The organism is Streptomyces sp. NPDC040622, assembly GCF_055593965.1.
The window spans coordinates 329,958-345,360 of the sequence record NZ_JBVIXD010000003.1 but is presented as its reverse complement, the minus strand read 5'-3'; the positions used below and the strand labels follow the sequence as shown (position 1 = coordinate 345,360).

The following is a 15,403-nucleotide window of genomic DNA, read 5'->3' as shown; positions in this document are numbered from 1 at the left end:
TGCATCCTTGAGTCAGATCCACTCAAGAAGTACCTCTGGAGGAATCGAAATGGCACGTGCGGTCGGCATCGACCTGGGCACGACTAACTCCGTCGTCAGCGTTCTCGAAGGCGGCGAGCCCACCGTCATCACCAACGCCGAGGGTGCCAGGACCACGCCGTCCGTCGTCGCCTTCGCGAAGAACGGCGAGGTGCTCGTCGGCGAGGTCGCCAAGCGCCAGGCGGTCACCAACGTCGACAGGACCATCCGGTCGGTCAAGCGCCACATGGGCACCGACTGGAAGGTGGACATCGACGACAAGGGGTTCAACCCCCAGCAGATCTCGGCGTTCATCCTGCAGAAGCTGAAGCGCGACGCGGAGTCGTACCTGGGCGAGAAGGTGGCCGACGCGGTCATCACCGTCCCCGCGTACTTCAACGACTCCGAGCGCCAGGCCACCAAGGAGGCCGGCGAGATCGCGGGCCTGAACGTCCTGCGCATCGTCAACGAGCCGACCGCCGCCGCCCTGGCGTACGGCCTCGACAAGGACGACCAGACGATCCTCGTCTTCGACCTCGGTGGCGGCACCTTCGACGTGTCCCTCCTGGAGATCGGCGACGGCGTCGTCGAGGTGAAGGCCACGAACGGCGACAACCACCTCGGTGGTGACGACTGGGACCAGCGCGTCGTCGACTACCTGGTCAAGCAGTTCAACAACGGCCACGGCGTGGACCTCTCCAAGGACAAGATGGCGCTCCAGCGCCTGCGCGAGGCGGCCGAGAAGGCCAAGATCGAGCTGTCCTCCTCCACGGAGACCACGATCAACCTGCCCTACATCACGGCGTCCGCCGAGGGCCCGCTGCACCTGGACGAGAAGCTCACGCGCGCCCAGTTCCAGCAGCTCACGTCCGACCTCCTGGAGCGCTGCAAGACGCCGTTCCACAACGTCATCAAGGACGCGGGCATCCAGCTCTCCGAGATCGACCACGTCGTTCTCGTCGGTGGCTCCACCCGCATGCCCGCCGTCGCGGAGCTCGTCAAGGAGCTGACCGGCGGCCAGGACGCCAACAAGGGCGTGAACCCGGACGAGGTCGTCGCCATCGGCGCCGCCCTGCAGGCCGGTGTCCTCAAGGGCGAGGTCAAGGACGTCCTGCTCCTCGACGTCACCCCGCTGTCCCTCGGCATCGAGACCAAGGGAGGGATCATGACCAAGCTCATCGAGCGCAACACCACGATCCCGACCAAGCGCTCGGAGATCTTCACGACGGCCGAGGACAACCAGCCGTCCGTCCAGATCCAGGTCTACCAGGGCGAGCGCGAGATCGCGGCGTACAACAAGAAGCTCGGGATGTTCGAGCTCACGGGCCTGCCGCCGGCCCCGCGCGGTGTCCCGCAGATCGAGGTCGCCTTCGACATCGACGCCAACGGCATCATGCACGTGACCGCGAAGGACCTCGGCACGGGCAAGGAGCAGAAGATGACCGTCACCGGTGGCTCCTCGCTGCCGAAGGACGAGGTCAACCGGATGCGCGAAGAGGCCGAGAAGTACGCGGACGAGGACCACGCCCGCCGCGAGGCCGCCGAGTCCCGCAACCAGGGCGAGCAGCTCGTCTACCAGACCGAGAAGTTCCTCAAGGACAACGAGGACAAGGTCCCCGGCGATGTGAAGACCGAGGTCGAGGAAGCCGTCACCGAGCTGAAGGAGAAGCTCAAGGGCGAGGACACGGCCGAGATCCGCACCGCCACCGAGAAGGTCGCCGCCGTCTCGCAGAAGCTGGGCCAGGCCATGTACGCCGACGCCCAGGGCGCGCAGGCCGCGGGTGGCGCCGAGGGTGCCGCTCCCGGTGACGAGCAGCCCAAGGCCGACGACGACGTCGTCGACGCCGAGATCGTCGACGACGAGAAGCCCGGTGACGCGAAGGGCGGCGCCGCCTGATGACCGAGGAGACCCCGGGCTTCGGCGAGAACGCCGAGAAGCCTGACGTCCCCTCCGGCGCCACCCCTGATGACGCGGCGCCGAAGGCCGCCGAGCCCTCCACCGAGGAGGGCCCGGCGGCCCCGGCCGGGGACGCAGCAAGCAAGACGTCCGCACAGGACGTGGGCCTGACCGCCCAGCTGGACCAGGTGCGCACCGCGCTCAACGAGCGCACCGCGGACCTCCAGCGGCTCCAGGCCGAGTACCAGAACTACCGCCGCCGGGTGGAGCGGGACAAGGTGACGGTGAAGGAGATCGCCTCGGCGAACCTCCTCTCCGAGCTCCTCCCGACCCTCGACGACGTCGGCCGCGCGCGCGAGCACGGCGAGCTGGTGGGCGGCTTCAAGTCGGTCGCCGAGTCGCTGGAGACCGTCGTCGCCAAGCTGGGCCTGCAGCAGTTCGGCAAGGAGGGCGAGCCCTTCGACCCGACGATCCACGAGGCCCTGATGCACTCGTACGCGCCGGACGTCACCGAGACGACCTGCGTCGCGATCCTGCAGCCGGGGTATCGGATCGGCGAGCGCACCATCCGCCCCGCGCGGGTGGCCGTGGCCGAGCCGCAGCCGGGCGCGCAGACGGTCAAGGGCGAAGGCGCCGCGGAGGCAGAGGGAACCGACGCCTCCCCGGACGCGGCCGACGAGAAGAAGGAGACCGGTGGCCCGGACGAGGGCTGACGGTCACGACATGAGTGAGGAGGGACGTCGGGGATGAGCACCAAGGACTTCATTGAGAAGGACTACTACAAGGTCCTCGGCGTCCCCAAGGACGCCACCGAAGCCGAGATCAAGAAGGCGTACCGGAAGCTCGCCCGCGAGAACCACCCGGACGCCAACAAGGGCAATCCCAAGGCGGAGGAGCGCTTCAAGGAGGTCTCCGAGGCGAACGACGTCCTCGGCGACCCCAAGAAGCGCAAGGAGTACGACGAAGCGCGTGCCCTCTTCGGCAACGGCGGATTCCGGCAGGGCCCCGGAGGCGGCGGCGGCTCGTTCAACTTCGACCTGGGCGACCTCTTCGGAGGCAACGCGCCGGGTGGCGGTGGAGCGGCCGGCGGCGGCTTCGGGGGCGGCCTCGGTGACGTCTTCGGGGGCCTGTTCAACCGCGGCGGTGCGGGTGCCGGAGCCGGCGCGCGCACGCAGCCGAGGCGCGGCCAGGACATCGAGTCCGAGGTCACGCTGAGCTTCACGGAGGCGGTGGACGGCGCGACGGTGCCGTTGCGCATGTCCTCCCAGGCGCCCTGCAAGATCTGTTCCGGCACCGGCGACAAGAACGGCACGCCGCGCGTGTGCCCGACCTGCGTCGGCACGGGCCAGGTCTCGCGGGGCGGCGGCGGAGGGTTCTCCCTCACCGACCCGTGCATGGACTGCAAGGGCCGCGGGCTCATCGCCCAGGACCCCTGCGACGTGTGCGGCGGCAGCGGTCGCGCCAAGTCGTCCCGGACGATGCAGGTGCGGATCCCGGCCGGCGTCTCGGACGGGCAGCGCATCCGCCTGCGCGGCAAGGGCGCTCCCGGCGAGCGCGGCGGCCCGGCGGGTGATCTCTACGTGGTCGTGCACGTCGACACCCACCCGGTCTTCGCCCGCAAGGGCGACAACCTCACGGTCACGGTGCCGGTGACGTACCCCGAGGCCACGCTGGGCGGCGAGGTCAAGGTGCCCACCCTGGGCGGCCCGCCGGTCACGCTGAAACTGCCCGCAGGCACGCCGAACGGGCGTACTATGCGGGCCCGCGGCAAGGGAGCGGTCCGCAAGGACGGCAGCCGGGGCGATCTGCTGGTGACGGTGGAGGTGTCGGTCCCGACGTCTCTGTCGGACGCGGCGAAGGAAGCCCTGGAGTCGTACCGCAAGGCGACTGCGGAGGACGATCCGCGGGCAGAACTGTTCCAGGCCGCGAAGGGAGCGTGACCCCATGGACAGGGTCGGCCATCGTCGCAATCCGTACCAACTCACCGACGAGACACCGGTGTACGTCATTTCGGTGGCGGCCCAGCTGAGCGGCCTCCACCCTCAGACCCTGCGCCAGTACGACCGCCTGGGCCTGGTCTCCCCGGACCGCACCGCGGGCCGCGGCCGCCGCTACTCCGCCCGCGACATCGAACTGCTGCGCACCGTGCAGCAGTTGTCGCAGGAGGAGGGCATCAACCTCGCCGGCATCAAGCGCATCATCGAGCTGGAGAACCAGGTCACGGCGCTGCAGTCGCGGGTCGCGGAGCTCTCCGCTGCCGTGGAGGGTGCCGCCACCGCCATGCAGCAACGTGAAGCGGCGGTGCACGCCTCGTACCGCCGCGACCTCGTCCCCTACCAGGACGTGCAGCAGGCGAGCGCGTTGGTCGTCTGGCGACCGAAGAGATCGACGGAGCAGTAGGTTTCGTACCCTGATGGAGGGCCGGGAGGTTGTCACCTCCCGGCCCTCTTTCGCTGTGTACGGGTGCGGGTCTGTGGATGACGGGGAGTGGAGCTGACCATGGCCATGGTGGGGCTGTTCTGGATCGCCGAGGGCGATGTGTACGTGGGCGCGAAGCCGGCCGTGGGCTCCTCGGGAGTACGGCTGACCCCGGAGGGAGTCCTCGCGCTCGGCGACCTCCAGTCCGGCATGTGGCCGTGGGAGGACGTCTACGGCCTCACCGTCGACGACGTCCCGCTGAAGACCCTGAAACGGCACGTGGGCGCGGTGGTCGACATGGTCCTCACGGTGGCCTCGGCGGCGGGCGACGAGGCGCCGATGATGACGGTGCGGATCACGGACGCGGACGGCGAGGAGAGGGAGCTGACGGCGTACACCGCGGCGGCGATCGGCTACTCCCGCACGGAGTACGACCTTTCCCGCGCACTCCTGTCCCGCCTGACCGAGGGCGCGGGCACCCTCCTGACCACCCTGACGGCGATGTCCGACTGGGGCCGGCGTCACGCGGGCGGGTCGCCGCGGGCGGCGGACCGGGAGGAACTGTTGCGGGAGTGGGTGGAGGGGGTCGGGGTCTGAGGGCCGGTACTCCGCGTGCCACCCGTACCGCCCGTGCCACTCCTCCTCCGCGTACGGTCCCGCCGGTTCCACAGCGCGCTGCCCACGAGAAGCGCCGCGCAGGCGAGGGCCGCGATGCGGATGACGGTCCATGTCGTGCCGGCGGGCGCCTCGTGCAGGGGGGATTCGAGCCGCAGGCGCTGCGTCGTTTCGACCATCGCCACGACCGGAATGAGCAGCCGGAAAGGCAGCCCGCGGAGCCCGGGGTTCCGGGCGAAGTGCCCGGCCCATCCCAACAGCGGTCCGAGGAAAGAAGCGGCGATTCCCCAGAAGGCTGTCTTCGAGAGATAGCCGGCCCAGTCGACCTGTGTCGTGCCGCCCGACGCATCGCCGAGATCCGCGGTGACGTACTCGCCGTCGACCAGCTTCGTCAGGTAGTACGCGACCACCGCGGTGACCAACCCGACGGCCCCCAGGGCGACCGCCTCCGCCCTGGACCTCCTGGTGAGTCCGATGACGAAGGGCAGCGCTCCCCAGAGCCATCCGCCTGCCAGGACGAGGTGCGCCACTTGGCCCGCCGAATTGCCGGCGTGGGCGAGCGCGGGCGCGGAGAATCCGAGTACGGCGCCGGTGATGACCGTGGCTGATGCTGTCAGGACGCGGTGGCGTGAAGGAGACACGGTATGCGTGGATTTCCTGGGCTCGGGGGCGATGGCTCCCGCAGGCGGAGCTGCTGTGGCAGCCATGAGAGTGGGTGACTTGCCGCGGAGGCCTTTCCCGCCCTCGTTCACGGGGCAGCCGTGAATCGGGGAGGGGAATAGGGGAGGAGTCGGATTGTCGCTGCGGAACTAATCCTGCTCGTGTTCCAGGATTCCTGACTGGCCGATGAGATAGCCGAGTTGGGCCCGGCTGTTGCTGCCCAGGGTCGCGGCGAGTTTGGCGATGTGGACGCGGGCCGTGCGGATGTTCATGCCGAGGCGGTCCGCCACTTCGGCGTCGGTGAGGCCTTCGATGAGGAGGCCGGCGATGGCGCGTTGACGTGCGGTGATGCCACCCTCGGCGGGCTGTGGGGCGGCTTGCGGCCACATGGGGGTGGCCAGGCGCCACAGGCGCCAGAAGGTGGTGGCGAAGTACTCGACGAGGGCGGGGTGGCGCAGCTCCAGGGCGATGCTGCGGTCCTTGCTCGCCGGGATGAACGCGACGGTCCGGTCGAAGACGAAGAGCCGGTCGGTGACCTCGTCCAGCGTGCGGGCCTCGGTGTCGCCGTCGAGCTGTTCGAAGTAGGCGAGCACGGGCAGAGAATGGCGCGTTGTGTGCTGGTAGAGCGTGCGCATCCGGCAGCCGCGGGTGAGGATCGCCTGGTCCCGGGGGAAGACCTCGGCCAAGGTCTCCGGGGGACGCGTGCCGCCGGGCTGGACGGCGAGGAACTCGTCCGTGACCTCGCTCATGGCGCGGTCGATGGCCGAGTTGATGCGGTCGATCCCGTCGAGGACGGTGATGGCGGGGCCCTCGATCTCGATGGCGAGCTGTGCGTCGAGAGAGAGGAATGGCTCGAAAGCCTCGCTGATCCTGGCCTCGCGCGAGCGCTGGTCGTCGACGCGGTCCTCCATGGTCCGCAGCAGGCGGGGCAGGGCGACGGCGGGATCGGTGGGGTGCAGCCACCCCGGGTCGTCGCGGCCGGGCCGCAGCAGTCCCAGGTCCACGAGACAGGGCGCCGGTTCGGCCTCGCTGCCCGGGATCCGGCCTTGGCGCAGGGCCCGGGCGTAGACGGACAGTCCCGCCTCGCAGAGCTCTTCGACGGCGTGCGGTAAGTGCTTCGTGGCCATGCGAGCCCCCTCCTGCCTGGTTGAAGCGTCGCGATTCTATGCAGGCGGGCAGGGAGCGGGCCGGATGCCGTAGTTGAAGTGTCTGCTTCTGGACGGCTGCTTCTACCTGTCCTGTTCCGGCTGTCCCGCCCTGTCGCCGCCGACGTCAGCGGCCCTCTGGCCGACGATGCCCGACTGGCCGATGAGGTAGCCGAGCTGGGCGCGGCTGTGGCTGCCGAGGGTGGCGGCGAGCTTGGCGATGTGGACACGGGCGGTGCGGATGTTCATGCCGAGGCGGGTGGCCACCTCGGCGTCGGTGAGGCCTTCGGTGAGGAGGCCGGCGATGGCGCGCTGGCGGGTGGTGATGCCGTTCTCGGAGGGCAGCTGTGACGTCAGCGGATACATGGGGACGGCGAGTCGCCACAGCCGTTCGAAGGTCGTGGCGAGGTAGTCGACGAGGGCGGGCTGGCGTATCTCCAGGGCGGCGGTGTGGTCCTTGACGGCCGGGATGAACGCGACGGTCCGGTCGAAGACGAGGAGCCGGTCGGTGACCTCGTCGAGCGTGCGCGCCTCGATGTCTCCGTGGAGTTGCTCGAAGTGGGCGAGTGCGGGCAGGGAATGGCGTGTTGTGTGCTGGTAAAGGGTGCGCATGCGCCCTCCGCGGGACAGGACCGCCTGCTCGCGCGGGCGGGTCCGCTCCAGGGCCTCGGGAGGCCGGACACCGCCCGGCTGAACGGTGAGCACTTCGCGGGAGGTGGCGGAGATCGCCCGCTCTATCGCGTCCTCGATCTGCGGAAGTCCCCGCACGAGGCTGATGGCGGAGTCCGCGTCACAGAGCTCCGCGGCCGTGTGGGGCACGTGGGGTCGGGTCATGGGTGGCTCCCCCCTCCCGGTGGGTCGAAGAGCCGAGACTCTAGGCCGGGGGGATGCGGGTCGGAGTACAGCCTGTGATTGAAGTGTCCACTTCTTGTGGGCCGGTTCAAGAGGGTGCGTACGGAGAACGGCGATGGCGCGTCACGCGTCGGCAGGGGGTGCGCCTACGCCAGGGCCCGGCCGGGAGTGCTTGCCCGCGCGAAGAGATTCCGCCAGATGCCCGGGTGTCCGGTGCCGTCGGAGCGGATGACGGGCGCGTTCCGGGGCGCGCCGGCGCCTGCTCGTTCCGTCGGCGCGGCCCGCGGCGCCGTGCCCCGTCCGGGACGGTGGTGGCACACGGTCCGTCCGGCGGGTGTCTCCCGGCGACCCGGGCGGAGTCTTCGCGGATGCGCGTTTCCCCCTCGGCCGCCGGCCGGCCGGGGTCCCGACGGCGCGGCCGTGCCGACGACGCCTTCCGCGAGGGGTCGGAACCGGCCGTACTGGGGGCAGTGCGTCGGCTGGAGGAGTGGGGCAGCGGGGCAGCGCAGCGCGTCAGCGCGTCAGCGCGTCAGCGCGTCAGCGCGTCAGCGCTTCAGCGAGTCAGCGCTTCAGCGAGTCAGCGAGTCAGCGCGTCAGCGCTTCAGCGCTTCAATGGGGTCGTGTCCGCCGCGAGGCGTGTCACGCCGACGTCACCTCGGCCGGTCGTGGTCGAGGATGCCCGACTGGGCGATGAGGTAGCCGAGCTGGGCGCGGCTGCCGCTGCCGAGGGCCGCGGCGATCTTGGCTATGTGGGCGCGGCAGGTGCGGACGTTCATGCCGAGACGGCGGGCTATCGCCTCGTCGACGTGGCCGTCGATGAGGAGTTTGGCAATGGTCCGCTGAACTCCGGTGATTCCGCCGTGCGCCGGGCTGTACGGAGTTTCCTCGCTCAGCGGCGTCGCCTGCTGCCAGAACTGCTCGAATACCGAGGCGAGATACTCGACGAGCCCCGGATGGCGAAGCTCCAGCGCCACTTGCCGGTCGCGTCGCGCGGGGATGACGGCGATCGACCGGTCGAAAATGATCATCCGCTCGATGAGTTCCTCGAGCGTGCGGACCTGGATCTGCCGGGGGTCCAACTGCTCGAGGTAGGCGAAGACCCCGGGGCCGTGGCGCACGGTGTGCTGGTAGAGGGTGCGCATGCGGACACCGCGGTCGAGCGGTTCGCGTACGCGCTCCAGTGACGCGGAGAGCATGTCGCCGCCGCGGACGCCGCCCGGCTGAATGGTCAGGATCTCGTCCGTGCAGGCGGCGGTGGCCGCGTCCAGCGTGGCGTTGATGCTCTGCAGGCCCTCGAGGACGGTGATCGCGTGGGTGGCCACGGACGGTTGGGCACTGATGTTCATGAAAGGCTCAAACGCGTCTGTCAGTTCAACGGTGAGCTTTCTTCGGTCCCGGATCTCCCGCTCGATGGGGTGCAGGCGCTGCGCGAGAATGGCGGAGGGGGGAACGGGGCGAAGCCAATTCGCGTCGTCCGGATCGGTGTGCAGCAGGGCGAATTCCACCAGGCACGGGGCGGATTCGATCTCGTCACGGGCAATGCGTCCCGCACTGAGCGCGCTCGCGTACAACCGGGCTCCCTCATCGCACAGGGCGGTGATGGGGTGGGGATGTGTCGGTTTTGTGTCAGATATGAGCAATTCTCCACCCCCCAGGGTCCTGTACGTACAGGAACATGATGCACCGACCCTGTGGCCTCGACGTGCTGGATTGAGACATCGTCATGGGAGCCGGGGGAGAGGAACCTATCAAGTGAGGACGAAGCTGACGATGTTCACGAAAATGCTTCGCTCGGCGCTGGTCGTTGCCTTCGGCGCTGCGGCGTTCGCTGTCGCAACGACGCAAGACGTCTCATGGAACACCCCGGGTGGCGGTGCGGGTACCAGTACCTCCGCGACGATGACCGCGGGCGATGTGTCCTGGAACCTTCACGGCGCGCATGGGGCTGAGGCCTCGTGAGTACCCCTCCCGACGACCGCACCTTCCGCCGGGAAATGGCCACCGCCTACCGGTCCGGATGGCACTTCATCGATCTGGTGACCGCGATCCCCCACCGCGGAGATTCGTTGATGGTGACCCTGCTCGGCGAGCCGATCGTCGTCACGCGTGACGACGAGGAGGAGATACGGGCGTACCGGTGCCTGCGGCGGCCCCGCGGCGCGCCGCAGCCCGTGCGATGCGCGATCCGGTACGGGATGGTCTTCGTCAATCTCGACCGGCGCGACCACGAGATGGTCGGGCAGCAGGAACAGCCGGACCGGCCCGAACAGCAGGACCTGAGCGCCCTGGGCGTTCCGGACAACATCACAGCCACCCCCCGCAGTGCCTGACGCGATTCCCCCGTCGTTGTAAATCGCGCAGGCGCTTCCCCCAGCAGCGGCGCCACCGTGGACCTGAACACGGTGGCGCCGCTGTGGTGTGCGCGCACGCCTGTCGCGCCCCGCCCCGCCCCGCGCCTCGTGCCCCGCGCCCCGCGCCCCCGGCGGACGCGGCGGACGCGGCGGACGCGGACGCGGCGCCGTCACGGCTTCCCGAGCGCCCGCGTCAGCGTGATCTCGATCAGGATCCGGTCCGGGTTCGGGGACGGCCTGCGCCCGTAGCGCTCCTCGAAGCGGAGTTCCGCCGCCGTGATCGCCGCCGGCTCCGTCACGATCCTGGCCACGCCCTCCAGCGTCGCCCAGCGCCGGCCCGCGTGCTGGCAGACGGCCACCCGCGCCCCGGAGCCGTCCTCGCCCGCCGCCGCGCGGATGTGCGCGACCTTTCTGCTCGTCCTGCGCGCGAGGACACGCGCGACCCCCGCCTCCGGGTCGTACGTCACGCCCACCGGCACCACGTGCGGGCTGCCGTCCGGGCGCGGGGTCGTCAGGGTGCAGTGGTGGCGTTCCCGCCAGAAGCTGAGGTAGGGCTCGGGCGGATCCAGGGGGTCGATCCGGGGAGTGGCGCGCGGTGCGGAGGGGGACTCGGTCATGGCTACGGAACATAGCCGCCCGGCCTTCCCCCTTCTTCCTTGAGTGGAATAGACTCAACTTTGTGTACGTTGGCTTAGTCAGTGTTACTGGGGTTGGACCCGTAAGCGGGACCCGTAAGGAGGAGAAGCGCACGTGGACGCCGAGCTGACCAACAGGAGCCGGGACGCGATCAACGCGGCCACCAGCCGCGCCGTGCAGGACGGTCACCCCGATCTGACCGCCGCGCACCTGCTGCTCGCGCTGTTGGAGGGGCAGGACAACGAGAACATCACCGACCTGCTCGCCGCGGCCGACGCCGACCAGGCGGCCGTGCGCGCGGACACCGAGCGGGTCCTGGCGGGGCTGCCCAGCGTGACCGGGTCCACCGTCGCGCCCCCGCAGCCCGACCGCGAGCTGCTGTCCGTCGTCGCGGACGCCGGGCAGCGCGCCAAGGAGCTCGGGGACGACTTCCTGTCCACGGAGCACCTCCTCATCGGCATCGCCGCCAAGGGCGGCAAGGCCGCAGACGTACTCAACCGGCACGGGGCCGGCAGCAGGAAGCTGCTGGACGCATTCGAGAAGAGCAGGGGAGGGCGCCGGGTGACCACACCCGACCCCGAGGGCCAGTACAAGGCCCTGGAGAAGTTCGGCACCGATTTCACCGCCGCCGCACGCGAGGGCAAGCTCGACCCGGTCATCGGGCGCGACCAGGAGATCCGCAGGGTCGTGCAGGTCCTGTCGCGGCGCACGAAGAACAATCCCGTCCTCATCGGCGAGCCCGGCGTCGGCAAGACCGCCGTCGTGGAAGGTCTCGCGCAGCGCATCGTGAAGGGGGACGTCCCCGAGTCGCTGAAGGACAAGCGGCTGGTCTCCCTCGACCTGGGCGCGATGGTCGCCGGCGCGAAGTACCGCGGCGAGTTCGAGGAGCGGCTCAAGACCGTCCTCTCCGAGATCAAGGAGAGCGACGGGCAGGTCATCACGTTCATCGACGAGCTGCACACCGTCGTGGGGGCGGGCGCGGGCGGCGACTCCGCCATGGACGCGGGCAACATGCTCAAGCCCATGCTCGCCCGCGGCGAGCTGCGCATGGTCGGCGCCACCACCCTGGACGAGTACCGCGAGCGGATCGAGAAGGACCCGGCCCTGGAGCGCCGCTTCCAGCAGGTGCTCGTCGCCGAGCCGTCCGTCGAGGACTCCATCGCGATCCTGCGCGGGCTCAAGGGCCGGTACGAGGCCCACCACAAGGTCCAGATCGCCGACAGCGCGCTCGTCGCCGCCGCCACGCTCTCCGACCGGTACATCACCTCCCGCTTCCTGCCCGACAAGGCCATCGACCTCGTGGACGAGGCCGCGTCCCGGCTGCGGATGGAGATCGACTCCTCGCCCGTCGAGATCGACGAGCTCCAGCGCTCCGTCGACCGGCTGCGCATGGAGGAGCTGGCGCTCAGCAAGGAGACGGACCCGGCCAGCAAGCAGCGTCTGGAGAAGCTGCGGCGCGACCTCGCCGACAAGGAGGAGGAACTGCGCGGCCTCACCGCCCGCTGGGAGAAGGAGAAGCAGTCCCTCAACCGCGTCGGTGAGCTGAAGGAGAAGCTCGACGAGCTGCGCGGCCAGGCCGAGCGCGCCCAGCGCGACGGCGACTTCGACACCGCGTCCAAGCTGCTCTACGGCGAGATCCCGACGCTGGAGCGCGACCTCGAAGAGGCGTCCGAGGCCGAGGAGGAGACCGTCCAGGCCAAGGACACCATGGTCAAGGAGGAGGTCGGTCCCGACGACATCGCCGATGTGGTGGGGTCCTGGACCGGCATCCCCGCGGGCCGCCTCCTGGAGGGCGAGACGCAGAAGCTGCTCCGCATGGAGGACGAGCTCGGCAAGCGGCTCATCGGCCAGGGCGAGGCGGTGCGCGCGGTGTCCGACGCCGTGCGGCGCACCCGCGCCGGGATCGCCGACCCGGACCGGCCCACCGGGTCCTTCCTCTTCCTCGGCCCGACCGGCGTCGGCAAGACCGAGCTGGCCAAGGCGCTCGCGGACTTCCTCTTCGACGACGAGCGGGCCATGGTCCGCATCGACATGAGCGAGTACGGCGAGAAGCACAGCGTGGCCCGTCTGGTCGGCGCCCCGCCCGGATACGTGGGGTACGAGGAGGGCGGCCAGCTCACTGAGGCGGTCCGGCGGCGCCCGTACAGCGTCGTGCTGCTCGACGAGGTCGAGAAGGCGCACCCGGAGGTCTTCGACGTCCTGCTGCAGGTGCTCGACGACGGGCGCCTCACCGACGGACAAGGGCGGACGGTCGACTTCCGCAACACCATCCTGATCCTCACCTCCAACCTGGGCAGCCAGTACCTGGTGGAGCCGCTGACCAGCGAGGAGGAGAAGAAGCAGCAGGTCCTTGAGGTCGTGCGGGCCTCCTTCAAGCCCGAGTTCCTCAACCGCCTCGACGACCTCGTCGTCTTCTCGGCGCTCACCAGGGACGAGCTGGTGCACATCGCGGGGCTGCAGGTGGGCCGCCTCGCCAGGCGGCTCGCCGACCGGCGGCTCACGCTGGACGTCACGCCCGGCGCGCTGGCCTGGCTCGCCGACGAGGGCAACGACCCGGCGTACGGCGCGCGCCCGCTGCGCCGCCTCATCCAGACCTCCATCGGCGACCGGCTCGCCAAGGAGATCCTCGCGGGCGAGGTGAAGGACGGCGACACGGTCCGCGTGGACGTCTTCGAGGAGGGCCTGATCGTGGGCCCGGCGACGGAGCCCGGGACCGCCAAGTCCCTGTAGCGGCACACCCCGCGCCCCTTGAGGGGCGCGGGGAACCGCGCGAGGACGGACCACGGCCCGCGGCCGGAGAACGACGGATTCCAGGCAGACGCGGAGCCGGGGTTGCGACCGGGGCCCCCTCTTGGGAGAGGATGGCGGAATCCGTACGAAGGGAAATACACGGTGAGCATCGACCCGTCCTCGATTCCGAATTTCGGGGGACAGCCCGAACCGCAGCAGGGCGCAGGACCGGCGGGCCCCGTCGTCCCCGACCAGGACCTGGTCAAGCAGCTCCTGGACCAGATGGAGCTCAAGCACGTCGTCGACGACGAGGGTGACCTCGCGGCGCCGTGGGAGGAGTTCCGTACGTACTTCATGTTCCGCGGCGAGGACGACCAGCAGGTCTTCTCGGTGCGGACGTTCTACGACCGGCCGCACCAGATCGAGGAGAAGCAGCGGCTTCTCGAGTCGATCGACGACTGGAACCGCCGCACGCTGTGGCCGAAGGTCTACAGCCACACGCACGACGACGGCACGGTCCGCCTCATCGGCGAGGCCCAGATGCTGATCGGCACCGGTGTCTCCCTGGAGCACTTCGTGTCGTCGACGGTCAGCTGGGTGCGCGCCGCGATCGAGTTCGACCGCTGGCTCGTCGAGCAGCTGGGCCTGGAGGCCGAGGTCGACTCCGCGGAGGGGCAGACCGGCGAGGGCGGGACCGGCGAGAAGTCCGGCGACGACGAGGCCTGAGACCTCCTCCTACAGAGGCATGTGGGCGGTCGTCACCAGATACGTCCCATAGGCGAGCGAGAGCCCGGCCAGGGCGCACACCACCAGGTGGGCGCTTCTGGGCCGGGCTCTCGTCATGGCGAGGGCGAGCGGGATCAGCAGCGGGAACGCGGGCAGCAGGAAGCGCGGCTTGGACTCGAAGAAGCCGGACCCGCCGACCGTGATGAGGACGAGCATGCCGGTGTAGGCGACCAGCGGCAGCGGGGCGCGGTCCGCGACGAGCAGGGCGAGGAGCAGCAGCGCCGCGGCGACGATGACGAGGGTCATCGTGAAGACGAGGCGGTCGCCGTCGCGCAGCAGGTGCTTGACGAAGACGAGCGAGCCCAGGCCGAAGTCGAAGCGGGAGCCCCAGCCGCTCTGCACCGCGAAATAGCCGTGCAGCGGATCTCCCTTGCGAATCCCTACATAAAGAACATATGACGTCCAGCCGAGTGGGGCGAGCGCCGCGCCCGCGCAGACTTTCCACAGGCTGTGGGCAACTTCCGGCGGCCGACGGGCCGCACGCGGGCCGTCCCTCCTGAGACTGAGGCGTACGACGGCCTCGCACACCGCCGCCGCGCCGACCGCCGCCGCCACCGCGAGCCCGTTGGGCCGCGCGAGCCCCGCGAGGGCCGCCGCCGAGCCGGCCCACACCCACCGCCCGGTCAGCACCGCGTACAGCGACCAGGCGGCGAGCGCGGTGAGCACCGGCTCGGTGTACGCGAGCGACAGCACCACGGAGTGCGGCAGCAGCGCCCAGACGACGACCAGGTACGTCGCCGCGCGCCGCCCGTGCAAGCGCTCCCCGATCGCGTACACGCCCCACGCGGCGAGCCCGGCCGCCGTCCAGGCCAGCAGCAGCCCCGCCGCACCGTGCCCGACGGGCAGCACGGCGCTGACGGCGCGCACGAGCCCCGGATAGAGGGGGAAGAACGCGAGGTCGCTCTGGACCACGTCGGGGCCGAAGCGGAGGGTGCGCCCGTAGCCGTGCGCGGCGATCTCCGCGTACCAGCGGGAGTCCCAGGACCGGCCGAGCAGCGCGAACGTGTCCTGGTGGGTGACGTGCGCGACCAGCGCGACGCACGCCAGGCCGGTGAGGCGGGCGGCGGCGAAGAGGCCGAGGGCGAGGAGCGGGCCCGCCACCGCCCGGGGCAGCCGTCCGGCGCGACGGGAGGGGCGGGCACAACCACCGGTGCGGGGTTTCGTGACGGGGGCGGTGAGGAGGTTGCTGGACTGGCTCACAACCGAACCCTGCGGGGCGCCCGGCGCGGGCGCGACCGGAGGGGGCCGTGCGAGGGAGGGCCGCGGGCCCTCTCGCGCGGCCGTCGCCCGTCGGT

The 15,403-nt window shown here is 70.3% G+C and carries 14 protein-coding genes; 8 read left to right on the top strand and 6 right to left on the bottom strand.

The window, feature by feature from the left end:
- The first annotated feature begins 49 nt into the window (after positions 1 to 49).
- From dnaK to ACZ592_RS09970, 5 genes are all read left to right on the top strand, one after another.
- Positions 50 to 1,915, top strand: coding sequence for a molecular chaperone DnaK (dnaK, locus tag ACZ592_RS09990; RefSeq protein ID WP_471581029.1), 1,866 nt, complete (start codon positions 50 to 52; stop codon positions 1,913 to 1,915).
- Positions 1,915 to 2,628: a nucleotide exchange factor GrpE gene (gene grpE, locus ACZ592_RS09985; RefSeq protein ID WP_471581028.1), complete on the top strand. Its 714-nt coding sequence runs from the start codon at positions 1,915 to 1,917 to the stop codon at positions 2,626 to 2,628. The genes dnaK and grpE overlap by 1 nt, the downstream gene beginning before the upstream one ends.
- Before the next feature lie 33 nt (positions 2,629 to 2,661).
- A complete protein-coding gene (gene dnaJ, locus ACZ592_RS09980) occupies positions 2,662 to 3,855 on the top strand; it encodes a molecular chaperone DnaJ (RefSeq protein ID WP_471581027.1) in 1,194 nt (397 codons plus the stop codon).
- A gap of 4 nt (positions 3,856 to 3,859) precedes the next feature.
- Complete coding sequence (locus ACZ592_RS09975) at positions 3,860 to 4,315, top strand: heat shock protein transcriptional repressor HspR (protein ID WP_471581026.1); 456 nt, start codon at positions 3,860 to 3,862, stop codon at positions 4,313 to 4,315.
- A gap of 87 nt (positions 4,316 to 4,402) precedes the next feature.
- Complete coding sequence (locus ACZ592_RS09970; RefSeq protein ID WP_471581025.1) at positions 4,403 to 4,930, top strand: hypothetical protein; 528 nt, start codon at positions 4,403 to 4,405, stop codon at positions 4,928 to 4,930.
- Here the strand turns inward: ACZ592_RS09970 and ACZ592_RS09965 are convergent.
- The 4 genes from ACZ592_RS09965 to ACZ592_RS09950 all read right to left on the bottom strand — a co-directional run bounded on the left by ACZ592_RS09965 (position 4,855) and on the right by ACZ592_RS09950 (position 9,245).
- A complete protein-coding gene (locus ACZ592_RS09965; protein WP_471581024.1) occupies positions 4,855 to 5,589 on the bottom strand; it encodes a DUF6518 family protein in 735 nt (244 codons plus the stop codon). The genes ACZ592_RS09970 and ACZ592_RS09965 overlap by 76 nt on opposite strands.
- Positions 5,590 to 5,757: 168 nt before the next feature.
- Complete coding sequence (locus tag ACZ592_RS09960; RefSeq protein ID WP_471581023.1) at positions 5,758 to 6,735, bottom strand: helix-turn-helix transcriptional regulator; 978 nt, start codon at positions 6,733 to 6,735, stop codon at positions 5,758 to 5,760.
- 102 nt (positions 6,736 to 6,837) lie between these two features.
- Entirely contained in the window at positions 6,838 to 7,587 is a 750-nt protein-coding gene (locus tag ACZ592_RS09955; RefSeq protein ID WP_471581022.1) for a helix-turn-helix transcriptional regulator, read from the bottom strand.
- Positions 7,588 to 8,255: 668 nt separating this feature from the next.
- The gene (locus ACZ592_RS09950) at positions 8,256 to 9,245 is read right to left on the bottom strand and encodes a helix-turn-helix transcriptional regulator (RefSeq protein ID WP_471581021.1); all 990 of its coding nucleotides are present in this window, start codon (positions 9,243 to 9,245) and stop codon (positions 8,256 to 8,258) included.
- Between the two features lie 315 nt (positions 9,246 to 9,560).
- Between ACZ592_RS09950 and ACZ592_RS09945 the strand changes: the two genes are divergently transcribed.
- Entirely contained in the window at positions 9,561 to 9,935 is a 375-nt protein-coding gene (locus ACZ592_RS09945) for a hypothetical protein (protein WP_471581020.1), read from the top strand.
- 191 nt (positions 9,936 to 10,126) lie between these two features.
- Here ACZ592_RS09945 and ACZ592_RS09940 read toward each other — a convergent pair whose 3' ends face one another.
- Positions 10,127 to 10,573 (bottom strand): pyridoxamine 5'-phosphate oxidase family protein, encoded by a 447-nt coding sequence (locus ACZ592_RS09940; RefSeq protein ID WP_471581019.1) that lies wholly within the window; start codon positions 10,571 to 10,573, stop codon positions 10,127 to 10,129.
- 133 nt (positions 10,574 to 10,706) lie between these two features.
- On the opposite strand from ACZ592_RS09940, the gene clpB reads away from it, so the two are divergent.
- Positions 10,707 to 13,322, top strand: a complete 2,616-nt coding sequence (clpB, locus tag ACZ592_RS09935; protein WP_471581018.1) for an ATP-dependent chaperone ClpB — start codon at positions 10,707 to 10,709, stop codon at positions 13,320 to 13,322.
- Between the two features lie 162 nt (positions 13,323 to 13,484).
- The gene (locus ACZ592_RS09930) at positions 13,485 to 14,048 is read left to right on the top strand and encodes a YbjN domain-containing protein (RefSeq protein ID WP_471581017.1); all 564 of its coding nucleotides are present in this window, start codon (positions 13,485 to 13,487) and stop codon (positions 14,046 to 14,048) included.
- Positions 14,049 to 14,057: 9 nt separating this feature from the next.
- Here the strand turns inward: ACZ592_RS09930 and ACZ592_RS09925 are convergent, their stop codons facing one another.
- Positions 14,058 to 15,308: a hypothetical protein gene (locus ACZ592_RS09925; protein WP_471581016.1), complete on the bottom strand. Its 1,251-nt coding sequence runs from the start codon at positions 15,306 to 15,308 to the stop codon at positions 14,058 to 14,060.
- Between the last annotated feature and the right edge of the window lie 95 nt (positions 15,309 to 15,403).